The sequence below is a fragment of the Acinetobacter sp. F-1 genome (assembly GCF_022869025.1).
Lineage (GTDB): Bacteria > Pseudomonadota > Gammaproteobacteria > Pseudomonadales > Moraxellaceae > Acinetobacter > Acinetobacter pseudolwoffii.
Genome location: NZ_JAJKFX010000003.1, coordinates 179411 through 201605 on the forward strand (window position 1 = coordinate 179411; position 22195 = coordinate 201605).

At 44.5% G+C, this 22195-nt stretch carries 21 protein-coding genes and 1 pseudogene; 10 read left to right on the forward strand and 12 right to left on the reverse strand.

Features of this window, described 5'->3' with window-relative positions; genetic code table 11:
* Positions 1-4 precede the first annotated feature (4 nt).
* Both LOZ91_RS04575 and LOZ91_RS04580 read left to right on the forward strand, forming a co-directional pair.
* On the forward strand, positions 5-472 hold the full coding sequence (locus LOZ91_RS04575) for a Holliday junction resolvase-like protein (RefSeq protein WP_180076120.1): 468 nt from the start codon (positions 5-7) through the stop codon (positions 470-472).
* 27 nt (positions 473-499) lie between these two features.
* Positions 500-1078 carry a hypothetical protein gene (locus LOZ91_RS04580; protein WP_225553619.1) on the forward strand — a complete coding sequence of 193 codons (579 nt, stop codon included), beginning with the start codon at positions 500-502 and terminating at the stop codon, positions 1076-1078.
* A gap of 18 nt (positions 1079-1096) precedes the next feature.
* Here LOZ91_RS04580 and LOZ91_RS04585 read toward each other — a convergent pair whose 3' ends face one another.
* Positions 1097-1726 carry a class I SAM-dependent methyltransferase gene (locus LOZ91_RS04585; RefSeq protein ID WP_005168776.1) on the reverse strand — a complete coding sequence of 210 codons (630 nt, stop codon included), beginning with the start codon at positions 1724-1726 and terminating at the stop codon, positions 1097-1099.
* Between the two features lie 191 nt (positions 1727-1917).
* Here LOZ91_RS04585 and LOZ91_RS04590 point away from each other — a divergent pair, with 191 nt between their 5' ends.
* A complete protein-coding gene (locus LOZ91_RS04590; RefSeq protein ID WP_180040709.1) occupies positions 1918-2481 on the forward strand; it encodes a hypothetical protein in 564 nt (187 codons plus the stop codon).
* 70 nt (positions 2482-2551) lie between these two features.
* Here the strand turns inward: LOZ91_RS04590 and LOZ91_RS04595 are convergent, their stop codons facing one another.
* On the reverse strand, positions 2552-2884 hold the full coding sequence (locus LOZ91_RS04595) for a HopJ type III effector protein (RefSeq protein ID WP_180040686.1): 333 nt from the start codon (positions 2882-2884) through the stop codon (positions 2552-2554).
* A gap of 174 nt (positions 2885-3058) precedes the next feature.
* Here LOZ91_RS04595 and crcB point away from each other — a divergent pair, with 174 nt between their 5' ends.
* Entirely contained in the window at positions 3059-3439 is a 381-nt protein-coding gene (gene crcB / locus LOZ91_RS04600) for a fluoride efflux transporter CrcB (RefSeq protein WP_100355144.1), read from the forward strand.
* An 87-nt stretch (positions 3440-3526) separates the two neighbouring features.
* Here the strand turns inward: crcB and LOZ91_RS04605 are convergent, their stop codons facing one another.
* Complete coding sequence (locus tag LOZ91_RS04605) at positions 3527-3778, reverse strand: type B 50S ribosomal protein L31 (protein ID WP_100329368.1); 252 nt, start codon at positions 3776-3778, stop codon at positions 3527-3529.
* A 97-nt stretch (positions 3779-3875) separates the two neighbouring features.
* Positions 3876-5174, reverse strand: coding sequence for an AarF/UbiB family protein (locus LOZ91_RS04610; RefSeq protein WP_005094220.1), 1299 nt, complete (start codon positions 5172-5174; stop codon positions 3876-3878).
* Positions 5175-5461: 287 nt separating this feature from the next.
* Here LOZ91_RS04610 and LOZ91_RS04615 point away from each other — a divergent pair.
* Positions 5462-5704, forward strand: a pseudogene (locus LOZ91_RS04615) (DUF1737 domain-containing protein).
* On the opposite strand, the gene LOZ91_RS04620 reads toward LOZ91_RS04615, so the two are convergent.
* Together LOZ91_RS04620 and LOZ91_RS04625 are read right to left on the reverse strand one after the other, a co-directional pair.
* Complete coding sequence (locus LOZ91_RS04620; protein ID WP_074383596.1) at positions 5693-7069, reverse strand: MATE family efflux transporter; 1377 nt, start codon at positions 7067-7069, stop codon at positions 5693-5695. The pseudogene LOZ91_RS04615 and the gene LOZ91_RS04620 sit on opposite strands and share 12 nt — an antisense overlap.
* Positions 7070-7109: 40 nt before the next feature.
* On the reverse strand, positions 7110-7568 hold the full coding sequence (locus tag LOZ91_RS04625) for a DMT family transporter (protein ID WP_005094208.1): 459 nt from the start codon (positions 7566-7568) through the stop codon (positions 7110-7112).
* Between the two features lie 126 nt (positions 7569-7694).
* Between LOZ91_RS04625 and hemW the strand changes: the two genes are divergently transcribed.
* Entirely contained in the window at positions 7695-8849 is a 1155-nt protein-coding gene (gene hemW, locus LOZ91_RS04630) for a radical SAM family heme chaperone HemW (protein ID WP_180050842.1), read from the forward strand.
* Between the two features lie 221 nt (positions 8850-9070).
* On the opposite strand, the gene LOZ91_RS04635 is transcribed toward hemW, so the two are convergent.
* The 5 genes from LOZ91_RS04635 to hemF form a co-directional block, all read right to left on the reverse strand.
* Positions 9071-9280: a cold-shock protein gene (locus LOZ91_RS04635; RefSeq protein WP_004281542.1), complete on the reverse strand. Its 210-nt coding sequence runs from the start codon at positions 9278-9280 to the stop codon at positions 9071-9073.
* Between the two features lie 345 nt (positions 9281-9625).
* Positions 9626-11449 (reverse strand): acyl-CoA dehydrogenase C-terminal domain-containing protein, encoded by a 1824-nt coding sequence (locus tag LOZ91_RS04640; protein WP_005168756.1) that lies wholly within the window; start codon positions 11447-11449, stop codon positions 9626-9628.
* Between the two features lie 396 nt (positions 11450-11845).
* Positions 11846-12634 carry a shikimate dehydrogenase gene (gene aroE, locus LOZ91_RS04645; protein WP_005094203.1) on the reverse strand — a complete coding sequence of 263 codons (789 nt, stop codon included), beginning with the start codon at positions 12632-12634 and terminating at the stop codon, positions 11846-11848.
* A gap of 98 nt (positions 12635-12732) precedes the next feature.
* The gene (locus LOZ91_RS04650) at positions 12733-12939 is read right to left on the reverse strand and encodes a hypothetical protein (RefSeq protein WP_005094202.1); all 207 of its coding nucleotides are present in this window, start codon (positions 12937-12939) and stop codon (positions 12733-12735) included.
* 134 nt (positions 12940-13073) lie between these two features.
* A complete protein-coding gene (gene hemF / locus LOZ91_RS04655; protein ID WP_074383594.1) occupies positions 13074-14030 on the reverse strand; it encodes an oxygen-dependent coproporphyrinogen oxidase in 957 nt (318 codons plus the stop codon).
* A 236-nt stretch (positions 14031-14266) separates the two neighbouring features.
* Between hemF and hemN the strand changes: the two genes are divergently transcribed.
* Entirely contained in the window at positions 14267-15640 is a 1374-nt protein-coding gene (gene hemN, locus LOZ91_RS04660; RefSeq protein WP_100355142.1) for an oxygen-independent coproporphyrinogen III oxidase, read from the forward strand.
* Positions 15641-15790: 150 nt separating this feature from the next.
* Here the strand turns inward: hemN and ribA are convergent, their stop codons facing one another.
* A complete protein-coding gene (gene ribA, locus LOZ91_RS04665) occupies positions 15791-16393 on the reverse strand; it encodes a GTP cyclohydrolase II (protein ID WP_005094196.1) in 603 nt (200 codons plus the stop codon).
* Positions 16394-16702: 309 nt separating this feature from the next.
* Here ribA and dxs point away from each other — a divergent pair, with 309 nt between their 5' ends.
* From dxs to LOZ91_RS04680, 3 genes are all read left to right on the forward strand, one after another.
* Positions 16703-18613 (forward strand): 1-deoxy-D-xylulose-5-phosphate synthase, encoded by a 1911-nt coding sequence (dxs, locus tag LOZ91_RS04670; RefSeq protein ID WP_100355141.1) that lies wholly within the window; start codon positions 16703-16705, stop codon positions 18611-18613.
* Between the two features lie 114 nt (positions 18614-18727).
* Positions 18728-19558, forward strand: a complete 831-nt coding sequence (locus LOZ91_RS04675; RefSeq protein WP_034608351.1) for an inositol monophosphatase family protein — start codon at positions 18728-18730, stop codon at positions 19556-19558.
* 552 nt (positions 19559-20110) lie between these two features.
* Complete coding sequence (locus tag LOZ91_RS04680) at positions 20111-21988, forward strand: DEAD/DEAH box helicase (RefSeq protein WP_005168750.1); 1878 nt, start codon at positions 20111-20113, stop codon at positions 21986-21988.
* Positions 21989-22195: the final 207 nt, after the last annotated feature.

Genomic DNA, 22195 nt, shown 5'->3' on the forward strand with positions numbered 1-22195 from the left:
TTGAATGTCCATATGGATGGCCATGCTGATTGGCACATGTATCGGGGTGGTGCTGACCACCATTATTTTAAGTCAGACACGCAATGGACGCATCAAGGCTGAATATGAGCAGTATATTGCCGAGCTGGAGCTAGAACATCAGCAGGCATTGATCGCCGCGCAAAAACGCAGTGTCAATACCAGCAGGGCAGTCCTGAAAGGCAAAATGGCGGAACAGCTCGCACCGATCATGCCGGAATTTCAATATCTGCCCAGTGATGCCAAGTTTCTGGGCGATCCTGTCGATTATGTGGTCTTTGATGGCTACAGCGATTTCAGAGACGGCGAAGGCGAAGCAGAGGATATTGAAGTGGTATTGATTGATATCAAAAGTGGTGGAGCACGTCTGACCAAAGGTCAGCAAGCGATTGCCCGTGCAGTTCAGGAAGGGCGGGTGCGTTTTGAAACCATCCGGATTGATTTCGATGATTGAGCACGACCAAGGAAAGAATAAGAAATTATGCAGAAATTACTGATCACTGCGCTGCTGTTTATGCTTGGACTGTGGGTCTGGAATGAGTTTTTTCGTGCGATCCCACATCTGGAAGAACGAGGTGTCTTGAAAAACTTTTCGGTAAAGCCGATTCAACCCATCTCAGCTACATTTACTGTGCATGATAAACGTTTCGTTAAACCGAATCGTCGTGTCTTGCATCAGGCCAGCCCTATGGTTGGACATTTTAATGATCTGGCCTATGTCAGTAATATCGATGTGCTGTTGCTCAGCCAGTCACTGCCAGCCATGCAGGCAACATTAGTATTTGATCAAGCAAAACGCTGTTATCAAATCGAGAAACAAATCAGCCAGGCTGAAGCTGAATTTCTCAGCACGCATGTCCAGCATTTTAGTCTGATCGCTGCCAACGAGAAAATTGCCAATCAGATTCGCAGGCTAAAATCAGGGCAGAAGATTACACTCAGCGGTGATCTGGTCACAGTACATTCAGGAAGCACGGGACAGGAATTTCAGGTGGGTACAGGCTCGGAATATCATGCCCATTGTCAGTTGCTGCGTGTGACTCAGTTGCAGCAACATTAACGGCAAAACGAAAATAAATTAGCCTTGCGGTTTACGCAGTCGAGCCAGCAGCATACGCTGGCCAATCTTCGGAATCCCTGTGGCATTGATATAATTCAATTCTTCAATTTCAAAACCAGTTTCCAGTAAGGCAGTTTCAATATCCCGGTTTAAATGACAGCCATCTGCGACTTTCTTCTGAATCGGGGTGAGTAAATGCTGCAGGCGCTGGATATTTAAATTTTGTCGATTCAGCACATGTTCGACCACATGCAAGTGACCGCCCGGTTGTAGCACACGATAAATTTCACGCAAACTTTGGCCGAGGTCAGCAATACTACACAGCGTCCAGGTCGAGACCACATGTTCTAGACTATGTTCTGCAAAAGGCAATGCTTCTGCACTGGCCTGAATATGTTCGACCTGAAAAGCAGCCTGCTGGATGCGCGCTTCGGCCAGCTTGAAAATAGCCGGATTGGGTTCTACGGCATAGACCAGATCTACTTCTTGATAGAAAGGCAGATTCAGCCCTGTACCAAAACCAATTTCCAGTACTTCACCAGAAATGTTCAAAAGCAATTCACGGCGTAAATCCATCAAGGACGGCGTTTGCATCACCTGATTTAAAAGGTGCGGAAAGATGTGTTGTTGATAAAGTTGATACGGCATTTGGGTTGTTTTAATTTAATCTGAATGTATTTTAGCTTAACTGAAAAATACAATATTCGGGAATGCCCAAGCTGACTAAATACACCCAGTTTGTTACCAAGTTCAACTGTTTATTCATTAAAAAATACGTAAGATCAAGGAAGATATCCTTAAAACGTTTGATCAACTCGATTAGGATTAGATTAAAAATGATGTTCAAACACTTTAAACATTATGCTTTGTTGGCCGGTTTGTTGCTGCCTATTTCCAGCTATAGCTCGGTCGATCACAATATTGCCAAAGGTTTGCCACCTGTGGTCAAAGGACAGTCGATTTCCGTCTTGCAGCCTTTTAAAGGTGATTTCCGTATTTTGGGTTCCAAAGTCTATAGCGCTGATCCGCAGGCCAAATTCTCTCCAATTGATTATGCGGTGAGTTGGGGTCTGTTTGCTGAACCTGAAATTGCCCGACATATTAGTGTCAATCAATATGACCGTTATCTGAACTGGAAAATGGATCGGGTGCCCGTGCCGGTAGAACAAGCCAAGCAGATGGTGTCCAATATGCATATCATTCCGGCCAATCCTGAAATTGCCAAGGCCATTAAAAAGGTAAAACGTGGTGATCTGGTGCGTATGCAGGGTGAGCTGGTTGAAGTGCGTGATAAAGATCTGGTCTGGACATCGTCTTTAACTCCGACCGATACCGGTGATGGCGCCTGTGAGGTATTCCGTGTCAGTTCAATTCAGTGGATTGAAACGGTTGGGAAAAGCTAAATTAAAATTTGCTATTTAGATGCCTATATAAAACCGCTTTTATGAGCGGTTTTATATATTGATAAACTGCTTATTTAGCAGTTAAAGCCTGACCTTCAAATGCAATGCCATCCCAGCCATTTTGCATAAACTGGCGGATATTCGGATGATCGCTGGTTTGAGGCGTCGTTTGTACAGCTGCATAGTGCTCGGCAAACAGGCTTAAGGTTTGGGTCTGATCCAGCCCATTGAGTCGTGCAAAGGCAAAAACTTTGGCGCTGCCTTGGTTTTCAGTGGTCGCATTGCTCTGCTGGCCATTTTTAAATGCAGTCGGGGTATGGGTATAACGCGCTTCGATATAGGCAATCACATCTGCAAATTTTGCCTCACCTGCGGCCAATTGTGCCAATAAATCTTGTGCCATGCTGTTTTCCCTTTGCAATCAATAAAAAATCGATACGATGAATATAGCAATTTTCTTGCGAAGTTCCATGGTATTTAATAAGTTTTCAGTTCAAGATAATCATGAAAATGATTCATAATTAATTTGAAATTTCGGATCAAATCAACTGGATCAATAAATAGAATAGGAACGTATATGGGCTGGCTTTGGGTGGCAATCGGTGGGGCAGTGGGTGCCAGTTTACGGTATGCAGCAGGGCTCTGGTTGCTAAAACCACAGATGCAATTTCCTTGGCCGACTTGGTGGGTCAATATTCTGGGCTGCTTATGTGCAGGGATCTTTTTTGCCTGTAGCCAAAAATATCCAATGCTGCAACAGGAAGCACGTCTGTTTTTAATGGTGGGGATACTGGGCGGATTTACCACATTTTCCAGTTTTGGTCTGGAAAGCTTTCAGCTCTTGAAACATGGCGCTGTAGGTTTAGCTCTATTGTATGCGCTGTCGAGTGTAATTGTTGGAATTATCGTTCTGGCGCTGGGTTTTTACTTGACTTCACTGGCTTTGAGTCAAAACTGAAACAGACATAAAAAAGTCAGGAAACTGGAGGTTATTTCCTGACATAAACCACGATTTGAAGATCAAGATAATCGACGGTTTTTAGTTTTAGCCACGTTTAAAGCGGCCAAAACGTTTATTAAAGCTTGCCACGCGACCTTCATTGCTGGTTTGACGCTGCTCGCCAGTATAGAAGGGATGAGAAGCACTTGAAATATCAAGCGTGACATAAGGATATGTTTTACCTTCATATTCTTTAGTCTGGCTAGAGTTCATTGTGCTGCCAATCACAAAATAAGTATTGGCATTGGTATCATGGAATAACACTTCACGATACGCTGGATGAATATCTGGACGCATATATAATTCCCTTATGATTCTTAATGAAATGTTATAATATAACATTTGGTATTTCAAGTCATTTAGAGTTACAGCGTGTAAGCCTTTGGGGTCAAAATTAACCTCGACTCGGCACCAGTTCTTCAAATACATCACTCAGATCATCATGAACTTTTAAATGAATCAGGTTCCAGTATTGTCCTGAAATTGTCCGGTTCACCATGAGCGTATCTGGAGATGGCTTAAACACATCCCAATATTTTAGAGAAGGTTTGAGCAACTCCATGCCATCATGATGGGCCGAGTTTTCAGCAAAATCATAATGGGTGACCAGTGGACGCATCAGAACTTCCAGCCATTGTTCATACAATTCAGTCGGGAATTTTCCGGTTTCAGTCAAGGAATGCAGCGCATCTAACTGTTGCTCAATCACGGGAATATTCTTCTCGCGTGCGGCATGAATAAGTTCCCGGAAATGCCCAATCACTTCAGTCGAAAGAGTCTTAACGCCACCATAATCATAAACAATCACAGAGCCATCTTCACGAAAGGCAAAGTTGCCCGGATGCGGGTCACAGTGAAAGCGTTTCAGATAAAAAATTTCCTGACCAATCGCACGCAGCAGACGGCGCCCTAAGGCATTGCGGGTTTCCTGTGGCCAGGTGCTGGCGGTTTCAATACTTTCTCCCATTTCCTGACTCAAGGTTAGAATATGCCGTGAAGAATATTCATGAAAAACCTGTGGAATCACAATTTTATGATCCAGTGACTCATGGAAAGCACGGGCAACTTCCAGGTTCTGAGCTTCAATTTCATAGTTGAGCTCATTGTCCAGACTATGCTGAATTTCTTTAAATAACTGATCCTGAAGTTTACGGTCAATCTTTAAAACGCCCATCATACGGAGCGCCAGACGTACCTGTTTCAGGTCACTTTCACAGGCTTCATCGACCCCCGGATACTGCACCTTGACCACCACTTGCTGGCCATTGGGTAAAGTGGCTTTATGTACCTGACCAATCGATGCAGCGGCAAAAGGCTGTTCATCAAACTGTTGGAATAATTGCTGTAAAGGTTTGCCGAGTTCCTTTTCAATTTGCGCCTGAATGTCCTTAAATGGCATGGGCGGTGCCTGACGTTGCAATTTGGCAATGGCTTTGGCAACTTCGGGTGGAAAAATATCTTTATATTGCGAGGCGATCTGACCAACTTTCATGACCGCGCCTTTCATTTCTCCCAAGGTATCCGCGATTTGTATACCAATATCCTGAAATAATTTGCTGCGCGCAGTATTTTTTTGCTCTTCGTCGGCAGTTAAATTTTTAATTGAATTGGATAGGGTTTTACCTGCAATACTTGCGGTCATTCCGGCAAGTTTCATAAAGCGACGACCGGGTGTGCTAGCCGTTTTTGCCATGCGAGATTCCTTGAAACCAACAATTATTTGATGTATTTGATCATAGGTGACAAAGATTCAATTGCCTAGATTTAATTGTAGAGGTTGTGTTGTGATTTTCTTTAACTTCTCCATCTTTAGTGCATGATCTTTGATTTATCAGAAGATTTTTATTCCTCTCCTGTACTTAAACCCAAACAAGATTCCTGAATACATCATTGTTTTAGGTTAGGCTGCATAATCATACTAAAGGTTGTTTTAATCCCAAAAGTATAAATAAAACAACTCGCAGTAATGAAGAAAATTCAATGAAAGTCTATCGATATTTTACTGCTCAAGATGATGTGCATTTTTGTGTGCGTATCACTTAAACCTTAAATACATAATCTAAGCTAGATGATTCACCCACCATGCGCTTTAATGGCACGGAGGTGATTGTAGAGCCGCTGCTGATCAAAGATGTGATAGACGAATCAGAGATTTCCAAAGGATTAAAAAATGCACTGGATCCTGAATCGCAGCGCATTTTCCAGCTTGAATTAATCGGCTGAACGCATTGAGTGGTCGAGACTTAAACGTTTATTGTTGCCATATAAACGAGCTAATAAAAGTACACAGGCCACGCTCAGACCCACAATCAGGCCAACCCAGACACCGGCTGCGCCCATGTCGGTAAAGCGGGACAAATACACCCCGACCGGGAAGGCAATCACCCAGTAAGCCAGCATGGTGATCCACATAGGGCCTTTGGTGTCCTGCATCCCACGCAGACAACCTGCTGCACTGATCTGCCAGCCATCCATCAGTTGATAAGCAATCGCAAACAGAATCAGATAGACCGCGATTTGGGTCACGATCATATCCGAGGTGTAGAGCGCCACGATTTCATTACGGAACGCCCAAAGCAAAATCATGGTCAGGATTGCCAGAATAGTGGCCGTAATCAGGCCGAGATATTGCACTTTACGCATTGCCTGCCAGTTCTGCTCGCCATAATAGGTGCCGACCCGAATGGTCAGGGCAATCGCCAGTGACATTGGAATCATAAATAGCTGTGAGGTCACTGAAATGGCAATCTGATGCGCCGCAACAATGGTTTCTCCCAAAGGGCTGAGCACGATCGCCGCAGTACTAAAAATACTAACCTCAAAGAAAATCGCCAGTCCGATCGGCAGGCCAAGCTGCAAGATGCGTTTCATCCATTCCGGGTTGATTTTTTCCCAATGAGTAAACGGCTGGGTGCGTTGATAGGCTTTATTCTTAAAAATATACAGTGCCAGAGTAATGACCATTAACCACTGTAAAATTGCCGTAGCAAAACCACAGCCGGCACTACCCAAGGCTGGAACAGGGCCAATTCCATACATAAATACATAGTTCAGTGGAACCAGCAATACCAGTGCCAATAGGCTGATGACGGTCACCGGACGTGGATGACCAATCGCTTCTGAATAGCCACGTAAGGCGGCATACATAGTCACTGCCGGCATACCAAAACCAATTGCATGCAGGAATAAACCGGCTTTAGGCTGCAAGCTTTCCGGTACACCTAAGATTGGTAAAGTCGCTGGCAACAGCTGCAAAATCAGGCCAGCAATAATCCCCAGAATCAGGGCCACCCAAAGTGACTGACGGGCAATGGTGGCAATTTTTTCAGGGGTACGTGCGCCATTCGCTTCAGCCACCAAGGGTGTCGTGGCAATCATGATGCCGCTAAACAGCAGCATCACCGGAATCCATAGACCCACCCCGACTGCAATTGCTGCAAGATCGGTCGCAGACAGATGACCTGCCATAATGGTATCAATCAGGCCCAAACCTGCCTGGGAAAATTGGGTCACCAGAATAGGTAACATCAGATGAAACAGTTTTTTTAATTCAAAACCAAAGGTCGTAACCGGTGTAACATTCGACACAAAAATTACTCATCGTGATCATGTGCTTAAATAGAGGGGTTTAGCGTTGTAAAGTGAGAAGCACACCAATAAAAATTACTCCGCCGCCTAAAAGACGTTGCCAGTTAATCGGCATTTTTTCGTTGCCCAATAAACCCAGATGATCGACCAGCATCGACATGGCCATCTGACCAAAAATAATCAGGCCGCTAAGCACCAGAAAGCCAAGTTTGGGGGCTGCATAAATGCTCATGCTAATCGCGTAGACACCCACGATGCCCCCAAGCCATAAATACCAGGGAACATTCATTAATTCCTGTACACCGGGTTTGGGATTGGACTGAAAAAGTACAATCACAGCGAGCACTATTGTACCAATCAAAAAGGAAAAAAATGCAGCTTGCATAGGAGAATATAAATATTCTTTCAGTTGCGTGTTAATTGCGGTTTGAAGCGTCAGCAAAACACCAATTGCAAAGACTAAAGGAAGTAAAATAATCAGTTGAGAAGATATTTTCATAATTTTAACTGTCTAATTCTATTTGAGTTTTTAGATATAACCCGGTGATCATTTTAATTTTAGCAGTGTTGCTGCCGAGTCATGTTAAAATTCAGCTATATCTTGTAGTCGTTTTTGAGTAGTTCTTTGGCTGAATTGAATCCTGCTGTTATCCCATTGTCTTTATATATTCATATGCCATGGTGCGTGCGCAAATGTCCGTATTGTGACTTTAATTCGCATGCTGTTCCTGATGGTGAATTATCACTGGAACTAGAACAGGAATATTTACATGCCTTGGTTGAGGATTTTAAAACGCAGTTCGATTTTGCCCAAGGCCGCCAGATTCATAGTGTGTTTATTGGTGGCGGTACGCCGTCGCTGATTTCTGCTCAAGGCTATCAATGGCTATTTGATCAGTTGCAAGCCATTATTCCCTTTGCAGAAGGCTGTGAAATTACGCTGGAAGCAAATCCCGGTACGGTAGAGCATGACCCATTTGCAGGTTATTTGCAGGCCGGCATTAACCGTTTGTCAATTGGGGTACAGAGTTTTAATACTGACCATCTTAAACGCTTGGGTCGGATTCACAGCAATGAAGATGCGATTTCTGCGATTGGATTGGCGCGTGAAGCAGGCTTTCAACGAATTAATGTCGATTTAATGCATGGCTTGCCTGAGCAGACTTTAGATCAGGCCTTGCATGATTTAAAACTTGCGGTAGAAAATGGCGCGACACATATTTCCTGGTATCAGCTGACGATTGAACCGAATACGGTATTTTTCCGTACCCAACCTATTCTACCGGTAGATGATGTACTTGAAGAGATTCAGGAGCAGGGCGAAATTTATCTCAAAGCTCAAGGCTTTATCAATTATGAAGTTTCTGCCTGGCGTAAAGAACTACCTTCAGCGCATAACCTGAATTATTGGCAATTCGGCGATTATCTGGCGATTGGTGCGGGTGCACATGGCAAAGTGACTCAACCTGATGGCGTATATCGTTTCCAGAAAACCCGCTTACCTAAGGATTACTTAGCCAAAGTACCTGCTGAACATTTGCAGTTTAAGCGTATTGAAGCTGAAGAGATGCCATTTGAGTTTATGATGAATGCGCTACGCTTAAATCAGGGCGTAGAGGCTAAATTTTATATCGAGCGTACTGGTCAAAGTTTGGATACTTTACAAGATTTATTAAGCTCTTTACGTAAAAGAAAATTAATGATCGATGACCAAAACCGGCTTGCATGTACCGAGCAGGGGCATATCTTCTTAAATTCGGTACTGGAAGAATTTCTTTAACTGATTTTTATTTTCTGAACATTTTTCAAAGACCTTCATAAATCTATATGAGGGTTTTTTATTGTGCAGATTTTACCAGATCAGGAGTTTTTAGCTTGGCATAGAGCACACCGGTTTTTAAATCAAACAAATAAGCTTTAAAAGCTAGAGTTGAATAAGAGAAATTACAAGCACAAAAAAAGCACTCTAAGAGTGCTTTTTTTCAATATCTTGCTTCTAAATTATAGAGCAACGATATTTACAGCTGTAGGGCCTTTTTGACCTTGAGCTACGCTGAAAGAAACCTTTTGGCCTTCAACTAAAGTTTTGAAACCTGAACCAGTGATTTCGCTGAAATGAGCAAAAACGTCTGGACCTGATTCTTGTTGAATGAAACCGAAACCTTTAGTTTCGTTGAACCATTTTACTGTACCGTTAACTGTATTAGACATAATGTAACCTATTGAATCGTATGAATTTATAGCCAAAATTTCAGATGACTAACTGTAACTTTGAAAAATAAAAAGGATGGAGCTTTTTGATCTGTAATACGAAGGTTTATGACTAAAACTGCGATACTTAAAAGAAACTAACCAAAACAAGAATTTTTCTAGTTGGGATTATCATACCGCTTATTTTGAGATATACAAGCGTTTTATTTATCTAATTTATTAGGCTATTGAAAAATATAAAATTAAACCTGTATATTTTGTATTCAGGCCAGTGTTTTTAGGGTTTAAAAGGGTAGCTCTCAATAAAAAGAGCGCCGAAGCGCTCTTTGTAATTCAATTTACAGCTTAGTAATCAAAACTAAAGTGCTCTGGTGCCAGTGCGGTCATAGTTTTGGATGGATTCACCATCGCTTCAGCATGACCTTGGGTACGAGGCAGAATACGTTCGAAATAGAAATCAGCGGTTTTGATTTTTGCTTTATAGAACTCAGGTACTTCTGCGCCATCGCCAGAAGCCAGTTTGGCTGAGGCAACTGCGGCTTGCTGCGCCCAGAAGTATGCCATCATCACATAGCCCGAGAACATCAGGAAATCGACTGAAGCAGAAGAGACGATGTCGCGGTCTTTACGGGCTGCCAGCATGATTCGAACAGTTAATGCATTCCACTGGGCACATAGCTTGGTGAGATCCCAAGCAAAGCGGCGCATATATTTATTACGCGCATGCTGACCACAAAATTTCAGGATTTCAGCGGTATAATCACGAATCACTTTGCCTTTCGAGGTTAACAGTACTTTACGACCGATCAGATCGAGTGCCTGTACACCTGTCGTTCCTTCGTAAAGGGTAGAAATACGTGAGTCACGCACGATCTGTTCCATGCCCCATTCTTTGATATAGCCATGACCACCAAAGACTTGCATACCGTGATTCGATGCTTCATAGCCCATTTCAGTCAGGAAGCCTTTTAGAATCGGGGTATAGAAACCTAAGTGATCATCATGCTGTTCAAAGGCAGCGGTATCGCCACGCAATAAAGCATCATTCATGTTGTCGGCAATTTGCGCAGCATGATAAATCATGGCACGGCCACCTTCGGCAATGGCTTTTTGCGTCAACAGCATACGGCGTACATCGGCATGATGAATGATGGCATCCGCCACTTTTTCCGGATCTTTTTTGCCAGACAGGGCACGCATCGACATACGTTCTTTGGCATACGGCAGAGCACCTTGGAAGGATAACTCCGCATGACAGATGCCTTGAATCGCAGTGCCAATACGCGCAGTGTTCATGAAGGTGAACATGGCATGCAAGCCTTTATTCGGTTCACCAATCAAGTAGCCCGTGGCCTTGTCGAAATTCAGCACGGCTGTTGCTGAGGCACGAATCCCCATTTTATGTTCAATCGAACCGCAATTGACTGGATTGCGCTCACCGATGCCACCATCGGCAGCAGCAATAAATTTTGGTACGATAAACAGTGAAATGCCTTTAGTACCTTGCGGTGCATCCGGAAGGCGCGCCAGCACGATATGTACGATATTTTCAGTGAGATCGTGCTCGCCTGCGGAAATAAAGATTTTGGTTCCTGAAATGGCATACGTACCATCTTCTTGCGGCTCGGCTTTGGTTTTAACCTGACCCAAGTCGGTACCACATTGCGGTTCAGTCAGACACATGGTGCCAGCCCAAGTACCCGCAACCAGATGTGGCAGATAGGTATTCTTCTGCTCATCGGTGCCGTACTGGATAATGGTATTGATACAGCCCACGCTTAAACCCGGATACATCTGGAATGACCAGTTTGCAGTTCCCATCATTTCCGATTTGATCAGGTTTAAAGACATTGGCAGGTTTTGACCACCAAACTCTTCAGGATAAGACAGACCTTGCCAGCCACCTTGGACGAACTGATCATAAGCGTCTTTAAAGCCTTTAGGCGTTTTCACTTCGCCATTTTCAAAATGACAGCCTTCAGCATCACCGCTTTCATTCAGAGGTGAAAGTACGTTTTCACAGAAATCTGCTGCACCTTCCAAGATCATGTCTACCGTGTCGGTATCGGCATATTCACCATTCGACAAATTCTGGTAGTGCGCAGGGTAATCGAGCACTTCATTCATGAGGAAGCGAATGTCGTGTAAAGGGGCTTTATATGCTGGCATGCGTTTAATCCTGATTAAAATAGTTTTGGATTATCTGTATCGATTCTTTGATTATTCATATTTGAGATAAAAAAACATTGATAAGGCAAGCAAATAAAAATGTCAGAAAAGCGAATCGAGTCTTAGAGCCAACCAATAAAATCGGATGATTTCATCTTCTGGCTGTCAGCGTACAGAAAGGTTGAAAACTTCTTATCTGATTGGACTTTAATGAATTGAACACCAGATTGTCTAGTGCTACTTTTGTATGAATTGTACTCAATTGTTATCAATAAAAAATTCAAGTTAAAAATGTCATTAAATCCAGTAGCTGAATTTTTAGTCTTTAATAATGGAGTTAAGATCAATTCGGATTGTTGTTACAACCCGAATTCTCTGGTCAAAATAACTGGATATTTATAGAAAATCTTTTAAATCTGGTTTGATGCCATTCCAGATAGAAAAAGATTCCAGTGCCTGACCGACCAGCATGCCAAAGCCTTCAGATGTTGGCACAGCACGTGCTTTGGCCTGATCAAGGAAGGAGGAAGGCTTGCCATAGGCCATTTCATAGGCATAGTTAAACTGTAAGGCTTCTGGAAGCAGCAAAGCATCACCGCTGAGGCTGGCTGAAGTGGCATTGATCACCAGATCAAACTCACCGGCAAGATGTTCTAGTGAAATAGCCTGTAATTCGAGCTGCGCTACAGCATCCTGCAGATCCGCAACCAGTTGTTCAGCGCGTGCCAAGGTACGATTGGCAATCACAATTTTTTTTGCGCCTGCCTGGGCGAGAGGATAGATCACGCCACGGGTTGCACCGCCTGCACCGATAATCAGGATGTTGGTATTTTCCAGCGGCCAGTTGAGTGCACGAATCGCATCGACCAGACCTTGACCATCAGTATTATCGCCATGCAAAATACCATTTTTCATCCACAGGGTATTCACTGCCTTGGCAATTTTGGCTCGCTCACTGAGCACCTGACACTGGGCAAAAGCCTGCTCTTTAAACGGCACGGTGACATTCATCCCGATTCCGCCATGGGCAAAAAACTCCTGAATATTGGCCTCAAAGCCATCCAGTGGCGCCAGACGTTTGCTGTAATTTAGATCAATTCCGGTTTTTGCTGCAAAAGCATGATGCAATTCTGGAGAGCGTGACTGTTCAATCGGATTACCAATCACGGCAAATTGTTTGCTCATTTCACAATGTCCATGTGCTGAAATGAGCATCAATATACGTGAAAAAGCGCAGGGACTAAAGCCTGCGCTGTTTTAAATAAGGGGGCTGGAAGTGCGGTTTAGGAACTGCAGATGTCCATAATATGTTCTGCAAATACCAGCGCCATACTAAGCACAGCTCCGACCACAGTCAGGATACTCACCAGAATAGCCGCGCCATCCAGAAGCAGATTATGACTCAAAACGGCGGTACTCATCGCACTGATGGCGAGAGCCAGAAAAAGCCAAAAGGCAAAAACAGGAAGATTTAATTGAAGATGATGCATTGTTATTCTCACTAGACATCTAATAGATTGTGATCGATGTAGCGATAGGATGCCGCGACCAAATCAGGGATTACTCTGCAGCAGTATAGAGGAATAATGGATTAAAACAGCCCTCTATTTGAGGGCTGTTTGTATCATTTCATTGCAGTTGATTTTAATTCTGTGAGCCAGTCATGGGGTTTCAGATAGTAATCGGTCAAACGCTTTTCCGGCGAGCCTTCATCCCATTCAGGACGATAGGACCAGCCGGTCAGCGGAGGCAAGCTCACCAAGATTGATTCAATTCGGCCGCCGGTCTGCAAACCAAATAGCGTACCGCGGTCATAAACCAGATTGTATTCGACATAACGGCCACGACGATACAACTGGAACTCGCGTTGTGCTTCGGTATAAGGCTTATCCTGATTACGCTGGAAAATCGGCAGAATCGCCTCTAGATAACCATTGCCTACGGCCTGTATATACTGGAAACAGGTATCAAAATCCCACTGATTCAGATCATCAAAGAATAACCCGCCGACACCACGCTGTTCATCACGATGTTTTAAATAGAAATAGTCATCACACCATTGTTTATGTTCAGGATAAATCTCTTCACCAAATGGCGCACACAGATCATGCGCCGTCTGATGCCACGAAAGGACATCTTCATCATTTGGATAGAAGGGCGTCAGGTCGAAACCGCCACCAAACCACCAGATTGGATCTTGCCCTTCTTTTTCTGCAACGAATAAACGCACGTTGGCGTGTGAGGTTGGTACATTCGGGTTTTTCGGATGGATGACCAGCGATACACCCATCGCTTGCGCCTTGGCACCGGCAATATTGGGATGGCGTTCAGTGGCTGAAGCGGGCAGTTTGGAAATATTGATATGGGAGAACATCACCCCGCCTTTCTCAATCACGGTACCATTTTGCAAGACACGCGAACGGCCACCACCACCTTCAGGACGTTCCCAGTCATCAATGATAAATTCGGCCGTACCGCCGCCAGCACGCTCCTGTTGTTCCAGTACTGCACAAATCCGTGCCTGCAAGTCGAGGAGAAATTCACGAACGCGTTGAATATCCGCAGATGTAGGATGCTGCATCAGAGCCTCGTAGGAAAATAAAAAACTAGCTATATCAAAGCATAAAATCAGTCAAAGATTAAGGTCTATTTAGCAATGTAGTGGATTGAACCAGGCTTTAAATTTGAGTGTTGATGGACAGAATGGGGCATTAAATCCGACCAAATGGCTAGGTTGAATTCTTTTTTCAAGCTCAGCACAATAACTTGCAAGCGCTCATGGGTTTGGGCATTTCTCGATGGTAGTAGGTGGGTGTCATGTCGGTACAGGTCAATTCCCTGATTCAAAAATATAATGTTCCCGGTCCCCGCTATACCAGTTATCCGACCGTTCCATATTGGGAAGAGCAGAATTTCTCACTGGAACAATGGAAGCAAACGCTGAAAAAATCCTTTACTGAATCCAATCAAAGTGAAGGCATCAGCCTGTATATCCATCTGCCATTTTGCGAAAGCCTGTGCACTTTTTGCGGGTGTCATAAGCGAGTCACGAAAAAACATGAAATGGAACAGCCCTATATTCAGGCAGTGCTGAAAGAATGGGATTTGTATTGTGAGTTGCTGAAAGATAAGCCGGTCATTAAAGAAATTCATTTGGGTGGGGGAACACCGACTTTCTTTTCTGTTGAGCATTTGACTCAACTGATTCAAGGTATTTTGGCCAAAGCAGACATAGCGCCTGTGCATGAATTCAGTTTTGAAGGGCATCCGAACAATACCACGCGTGAGCATTTGCAAGGCTTGTATGATCTGGGCTTTCGCCGGGTCAGTTATGGGGTGCAGGATTATAATGAAACCGTGCAAAAAGCCATTCACCGGATTCAGCCCTATGAACATGTCAAACAGGTAACCGAATGGGCGCGTGAAATTGGCTATGAGTCGATTTCGCATGATTTGGTGTTTGGCTTGCCTTTTCAGCATCTGGACGATGTCTTAAACACCATTGAGCAAACCAATTCACTTCTGCCGGATCGTTTGGCTTTATATAGCTATGCACATGTGCCTTGGATTAAAGGCAATGGCCAGCGCGGTTTTAAAGATGCTGATGTACCCAAAGATGCAATCAAACGTGAATGTTATGAAGCGGCCAAAAAGAAACTGCTGGCGCATGGCTATCATGAAATTGGCATGGATCATTTTGCTTTAGATACAGATGGCATGTACCAGTCCTTTCAAGCTGGAACATTACACCGCAATTTTATGGGATATACCGCCTCTAAAACTCAAGTGATGATCGGTTTAGGCATTTCTTCGATCAGTGATAGCTGGTACAGCTTTGCCCAGAATGTGAAAACCATTGAAGAATATTATGCCTGTTTAGCCCGTAATGAAATTCCGGTATTTAAAGGGCATGTATTAAGTCAGGAAGATTTGATTATTCGTCAGCATATTCTGAATTTGATGTGCAGCTTTAGTACCTCATGGGAAAAACCCGAGCTATTTTTCCCTGAAATTGATCAGGTCTTGGTGCAGCTTGAAGAAATGGCACAGGATGGTTTGATTCAAATGACAGACTCATCAGTCACGATTTTGGAGAAAGGGAAACCATTTGTACGTAATATTTGTATGGCTTTTGATTTACGTTTAAAGCGACGCATGCCGGAGAACCGGATTTTTTCGATGACGATTTAATACTTAATCCACCCCAGCCCTCCTTTAAGAAAGGAGGGAGTTTTCTCCTCTTTTTGAAAGAAGGAAAAGCCTCCCTGAGCAAGACTTAAGCATTGCTTTAAGTCGAAGCGCAAGAAAGGGAGGTTTGGAGGGATTTATTAAGGGGAGGATTTAAAAATCATCCTTCTGATAAAGATGTGCCATACGCTCATGTTTGGTTTTGAGATATTGCTCATTAAACGGATTTAAGCCGACGGTGAGGGGCACCCGATCGACCACATTAATCCCTTGGGCTTTTAAAGCTTCAATTTTTAAAGGATTGTTGGTCACCAGACGTACCGCTTTGACCTGCAAATGATCCAGCATAATGCTGCACATGTCATATTGACGTGCATCAGCCGGCAGATTAAGCATTAAATTGGCATCGACCGTATCATGTCCCTGATCTTGCAGGGCATAGGCACGAATCTTGTTGGTCAGGCCAATACCGCGTCCTTCCTGACGCAAATACAGAATCGCCCCGCGACCTAACTCATTGATCAGCTTTAAAGTCGCCTGCAATTGCGGGCCACAGTCACATTTAAGTGAAGCAAAGGCATCACCGGTTAAACATTCAGAATGTACACGAACCACGACTGGCTCGTCAGAAACTTCTTCAAGTCCTTTAGACAGCGCGACATGTTCTTCGCCAGTCTTAGGGTCTTGAAATACAGTAATTTTAAATTCACCGTGAGCGGTAGGTAATCTTGACGTTGCGACAAATTCGATTGGCACAGCTGAACCCGTTAAATCCTGAAAGTGGCTAAAGTATAGCGTAATGATTGAACATTGGTAGAATTGCAAAGTCGAAATTCTGTATTAGATTTTCTTTTTTGTAGAAAGCAGACGATAATAGTTGATAAATAGTAAGATTATTCAGGATAATCGTAGCCTGCGATTTTTTCACCCCGATGAGATCATTGTTTAATATTGCATCGCTAGAAGCGTAGCTGAATTGAAGCTGCTACAATTCAGCTATATGATCGGGTACTCCCCATTGACCTAGCTTTAGATTTGCCAGGCTTTAGAAGGCTTTGCCATAATATGCTGTATACAGAAATCCCTACTCAACGCCCTGTAACACCGTTGCTGGATACGATCAATCATCCTGAGCAACTACGTTTACTCGAGCAAAGCCAGCTAGTACAGGTGGCAGATGAGTTACGTCAATTCATTTTGTATGCTGCCGGGCAAAGTGGTGGACATTTTGGTGCCAACCTCGGTGTTATTGAACTTACGGTGGCTCTGCACTATTGCTTCAATACTCCACATGACCGTCTGATCTGGGATGTGGGGCATCAGGCCTATCCGCATAAGGCACTGACCGGTCGTCGTGAACAGCTCACCACTATCCGGGCCAAAGATGGTCTGGCAGCCTTTCCGGCACGTGAAGAATCTGAATTTGATACCTTTGGGGTAGGGCATTCTTCGACGGCGATTTCTGCTGGTCTGGGCATGGCCTTGGCACGTCGCTACCAGAACAAGCCATGTGAAGTGGTATCGATTATTGGCGATGGCGCCATGACGGCGGGTATGGCCTTTGAAGCCTTGAACGATGCCGTTGCGCACAATGCCGATCTGATGGTGGTGCTGAACGACAATGACATGTCGATTTCTTGCAGTACTGGCGGTTTTGCCAAGCATCTGGCGGCGATCTGGGAGCGCGGTGAATTCGTTAATATTACCGAGGAAGGTGAAGCTTACGTACAGCCGCATCCGGAGTGGCTGTATAACTCACGCTTGCACTGTGCCGCGACTGATGCCGCAGATAACCTGTTTAAAGCCATCGGCTTTGACTATTTCGGCCCTTATGACGGTCATGATGTCAAACAACTGGTGCATGTATTTAAAGCGCTGAAAAAGCGTACAGGCCCACGTCTGATTCATATCTATACTAAAAAGGGCAAGGGCTTTGCGCCGGCCGAATCGGATCAAATCAAATATCACGCGATTAGCAAGCTTAATGCCATTACCGCTGCCAAGACTGCACCGAAATATTCGGATGTATTTGGACAGTGGCTCTGCGATGAAGCAGCACAGGACTCGCGCTTGCTCGCGATTACACCGGCCATGTGCGAAGGCTCAGGTATGGTGCAGTTTGCCAAAGAATATCCGGAACGTTTTTTCGATGTCGCGATTGCAGAGCAGCATGCCGTGACGCTGGCTGCGGGCATGGCCTGTGAAGGCTTAAAGCCGGTCGTGGCAATTTATTCGACCTTCCTGCAACGTGGTTATGACCAGCTGGTACACGATGTGGCCTTACAAAATCTGGATGTGACCTTCGGTATTGATCGTGCTGGTCTGGTCGGTGAAGATGGCCCGACCCATGCCGGTGCCTATGACTATGCCTATATGCGGACGATCCCGAATATCGTGATCATGGCACCAAAAGACGAAAATGAATGTCGTCAAATGCTGCATACCGCTTATTTATATCCTGGGCCGGCAGCTGTGCGTTATCCACGTGGTAATGGCTTAGGGGTGGATATCCAGCAAAAGATGCTTGAAATTCCAATCGGTCAGGCGGAAATTGTCGCCAGCTTTAATGCGCAGTGTGACGAATATATTTCTGTGCTGGCTTTTGGCAGCCGGGTACAGGCCGCAGTCGACGCCGCTGAAGCCTTTGCAGTGAAACATGAGATTGGTGTGCGTGTTGTGAACATGCGTTTTATCAAACCTCTTGATACGCAAATGCTGGATGATCTGGCATCAAGCACCAGTCTGTTTGTGACAGTAGAAGAACATGCCGTGATGGGCGGTGCGGGTAGTGCTGTGAATGAATATCTGGCAGAAGCACAGATTGTGAAACCGCTGCTGAATCTTGGTTTAGACGACACGTTTATGGCTCAGGCCACGCATGCACAAATGTTGCAGCAGGCCGGATTGGATGCGCAAGGTATTGAAAAATCAATGAATCAAGCCTGGTCAGCCTTGGGGCAAAGCGTTTTGTCATAAGTTCTTAAAAATTTTAGACACATTTTCTCCAAAAAAGCCCTGATATTTGCTAAGATATCGGGGCTTTTATGCATTATTCTTTATCAGTTTCTTTAAATTTGTAGTGGGTGTTCAATGGAACCTATGGTGGTGATGGCTGCGCGTGCGGCTCAGTTAGTTGGTCAAGAGCTTTTAAAAGCGCATCAGAATCGTCATAAACTCGATCTACAAGTCGAAGAAAAAGGAATTGATGGTCCAGTAACGCGTGTAGATCGTTATTTGGAGCAGTTGACCATCGATACCCTACGTAAAAGCTATAAAAATCACAGTTTCCTTGGTGAAGAGTTTGGCTATCAGGAAGGTAATGGTCACGACGCCGATTGGTGTTGGGTGATCGATCCACTGGATGGTACTTTAAACTTCATTAACGGTTTCCCGCATTTCTGTATCTCTATCGCAGTTCAGCACAAAGGCATTACTCAACACGGGGTGATTTATGACCCGGTGAAAGATGAGCTATTCTCTGCCAGTCGTGGTCGTGGTGCCATGATGAACCAGCGTCGTATTCGTGTGAATGTCAAAGACAGTCTGGAAAATACCTTTATGGCTGTTGGTCACGCTTACCGTGCTAAACGTAATGGCGAAGTTGTATCTTATGCCAAGAACCATTTTCAAAGTTTGTTAAACGTGACTGAAGCTGGCGCGCAATATCGTCGTTCAGGTTCTGCGGCATTGGATTTAGCCTATGTTGCTGCAGGCCGTTTTGATGCTTACTTCGAACTTGGTTTAAAACCTTGGGATATCGCAGCGGGCGAATTGATCGTGAAAGAAGCAGGCGGTACTGTAGTTGATGCACGTGGTGGTAGCGACTCTATGGAAAATGGTCAAGTTTTGGCTTGTTCAATGAAAATGCTTAAACCTTTAATGCAAGCAGTTGTTCCTGCTTGGGGTGAAGCAGCAAAATAATCGGGTTTAGATGAAATATATCTAATTTTCAGAAAAGGCATCCTTCGGGATGCCTTTTTTGCAGCAGTGAAATAGTTAACAGGGAGGAGAAGCCTGTTTTTTAACGCACATGAATACGGGAACTATCAAGTGAATTGGCAAAAATTGCCTTTTTATACCGGTTGTTACATTTTTTTATTCATATTTAAGTGTATGAAATTAATATATAAATTATAGACAGAGCAAATTAGTTTTAAAACTTAATGACATTGTTGATTATTCTGCTATAATCTTGCCACGCACTTAATTTTCCGTTCTTTACCTGAACACTATCTTCTAATCATTGTATGCGCGTTCTGTCCATAGAGAGGACATATCCTTCGCGCCCCAATCGCTTAAGCGATTCCTTCAGGTTTGCGGCCGTAATCATATACGTGCGTTATATCCACATCGTCGTTATTCGGATCGCTGCTGAATCCTAACTTTTTCAGCTCTATTTGCTGTGCCGCTTTTTGCCGATGTCCATATTGTAATTTATTTAATGGAGCACCCACTTCAGGGTGAACACTCTCTATGAGCAAAACTTTTGCTGATTTTTCCCTCGACGAATCTCTAACCCAGGCTCTCGATGCTTTAGGCTTTACTACTCCAACTCCTGTACAAGAACAAGCGATTCCAGCTGCACTTGAAGGTAAAGACCTTCTTGTGTCAAGCCAAACAGGTTCTGGTAAAACTGCTGCTTTCTTGCTTCCTACCTTAAATGCGTTGGCAAGCCAAGATACATTAGTACCATTTAAAGACCGTATGAAAGCGGTTACTCAACCGAATATTCTGGTGATTTCACCGACTCGTGAATTGGCACAACAGGTATGTCAAGACGCAATTGCATTTGTACGTCACATGAAAGGTGTTCGTATTGCTGCAATCATGGGCGGTATGCCTTTCGGTAAGCAAATTCAACAGTTAAAAGGCGCGCAAGTTGTTGTTGCAACTCCAGGCCGTCTACTTGACTTGGTGAATCGCCGTCAAATCAAACTTGATAAAGTTGATGCGTTAATCGTCGATGAAGCTGACCGTATGCTTGACCTAGGTTTCTCTGAAGACTTGGAAGCAATTGGTGAGTTGGCTGCAAACCGTAAACAAACTCTAATGTTCTCTGCGACGTTTGCACCACGTATCATTACACTTGCAGAACGCATGATGAATGATCCACTGCGTATTTCGATTGAAACTGGTCACTCTACAAATACTGACATTACTCAGACTTTGCATTGGACTGACGGTTTCGAGCACAAGAAAAAACTGCTTACTCACTGGTTGAACGAAGAAGACGTTGATCAAGCAGTTGTATTTGCGTCAACTCAAGAAGACACAGATATGTTGGCTGAAGAACTTGCTGAAGCAGGCCTATCAGTTGTAGCGCTGCATGGTGCTATGCCACAAACTGTTCGTAACCGTCGTTTACGCAGCATCCGTGAAGGTCGTGCGAAGATCTTGGTTGCAACTGACGTTGCTGCTCGTGGTCTTGACGTACCAACCATTTCACACGTAATTAACTTCGGTCTTCCAATGAAGAACGAAGACTATGTACACCGTATTGGTCGTACAGGTCGTGCCGGTCGTACTGGTAAAGCCATTACACTTGCAACTTACCGTGAGCGTGGCAAGATCCGTGCTTTAGAAGACTTCCTTGATGCGCGTCTAAATGTATCTGAAATTGAAGGTCTTGAGCCATCTCCACCTCCTGCACGTGGTAGCCGTGATGGCGCTGGCCGTGGTCGTGGTCGTGATGGCGGCGGTCGTCGTGATGGCGGTCGTGGTGGTTTTGGCGGTGGTCGTCGTTTTGAAGGCGAAAGCAACTTCAAACGTCGTGAAGGCGGTGATGATCGTCCACGTCGTAGCTTCGATGACAAACCACGTGGCGAACGTCCGGCATTTGGCGAAGATCGTCCACGTCGTGACTTCGGTGATCGTCCAGCGCCACGTCGTGAAGGCGGTTTCGGTGATCGTCCACAACGTTCGTTTGATGACCGTCCAAAGCGTGACTTTGGTGACCGTCCAGCGCCACGTCGTGAAGGTGGTTTTGGCGACCGTCCACAACGTTCGTTTGATGACCGTCCAAAGCGTGACTTCGGTGATCGTCCAGCTCCGCGTCGTGAAGGTGGTTTTGGTGACCGTCCTCGCTCTAATGATGACAACCGTGGCAACCGTGTAGATTACAAGCCAGCTCGTGAAGGCGGTTATGGTGATCGTCCAAAACGTGATTTTGGTGATCGTCCTGCTCCACGTCGTGAAGGTGGTTTCGGTGATCGTCCAGCGCGTTCATTCGGTGATGACCGTCCAAAACGTGATTTCGGTGATCGTCCAGTACGTCGCAACTTTGATGACAAACCACGTGGTGAACGTTCGTTCGGTGGTGAAGATCGTCCACGTCGTAAATTTAACGACTAATAGAGTCGCTAGATGAAGATAAAAAACCGGTAGAAATACCGGTTTTTTTATGCATTGAGTTTTTTGCTTTTTAACGTAAAATGTCTGCTAATTCATATTTTGTCAGGGTTATGATAATTATTAATATGAAAAGTTTAGCCGCTCGATCTCAATTGATAGAGGTGCATATGCCATATATCGCATTGACTTTGATTTTATGTAATATTA

Coding starts and splice junctions, on each gene's coding strand:
- hemF (WP_074383594.1), bottom strand. CDS start 14,030: ATGCAGCATCCTACATCTGCGGATATTCAACGCGTTCGTGAATTTCTC.
- hemN (WP_100355142.1), top strand. CDS start 14,267: ATGTCGGTACAGGTCAATTCCCTGATTCAAAAATATAATGTTCCCGGT.
- LOZ91_RS04585 (WP_005168776.1), bottom strand. CDS start 1,726: ATGCCGTATCAACTTTATCAACAACACATCTTTCCGCACCTTTTAAAT.
- LOZ91_RS04635 (WP_004281542.1), bottom strand. CDS start 9,280: ATGTCTAATACAGTTAACGGTACAGTAAAATGGTTCAACGAAACTAAA.
- LOZ91_RS04650 (WP_005094202.1), bottom strand. CDS start 12,939: ATGCATCATCTTCAATTAAATCTTCCTGTTTTTGCCTTTTGGCTTTTT.
- LOZ91_RS04610 (WP_005094220.1), bottom strand. CDS start 5,174: ATGGCAAAAACGGCTAGCACACCCGGTCGTCGCTTTATGAAACTTGCC.
- LOZ91_RS04675 (WP_034608351.1), top strand. CDS start 18,728: ATGGAACCTATGGTGGTGATGGCTGCGCGTGCGGCTCAGTTAGTTGGT.
- aroE (WP_005094203.1), bottom strand. CDS start 12,634: ATGAGCAAACAATTTGCCGTGATTGGTAATCCGATTGAACAGTCACGC.
- LOZ91_RS04605 (WP_100329368.1), bottom strand. CDS start 3,778: ATGCGTCCAGATATTCATCCAGCGTATCGTGAAGTGTTATTCCATGAT.
- LOZ91_RS04680 (WP_005168750.1), top strand. CDS start 20,111: ATGAGCAAAACTTTTGCTGATTTTTCCCTCGACGAATCTCTAACCCAG.
- LOZ91_RS04590 (WP_180040709.1), top strand. CDS start 1,918: ATGTTCAAACACTTTAAACATTATGCTTTGTTGGCCGGTTTGTTGCTG.
- LOZ91_RS04575 (WP_180076120.1), top strand. CDS start 5: ATGTCCATATGGATGGCCATGCTGATTGGCACATGTATCGGGGTGGTG.
- LOZ91_RS04625 (WP_005094208.1), bottom strand. CDS start 7,568: ATGAAAATATCTTCTCAACTGATTATTTTACTTCCTTTAGTCTTTGCA.
- LOZ91_RS04580 (WP_225553619.1), top strand. CDS start 500: ATGCAGAAATTACTGATCACTGCGCTGCTGTTTATGCTTGGACTGTGG.
- dxs (WP_100355141.1), top strand. CDS start 16,703: ATGCTGTATACAGAAATCCCTACTCAACGCCCTGTAACACCGTTGCTG.
- crcB (WP_100355144.1), top strand. CDS start 3,059: ATGGGCTGGCTTTGGGTGGCAATCGGTGGGGCAGTGGGTGCCAGTTTA.
- LOZ91_RS04640 (WP_005168756.1), bottom strand. CDS start 11,449: ATGCCAGCATATAAAGCCCCTTTACACGACATTCGCTTCCTCATGAAT.
- LOZ91_RS04595 (WP_180040686.1), bottom strand. CDS start 2,884: ATGGCACAAGATTTATTGGCACAATTGGCCGCAGGTGAGGCAAAATTT.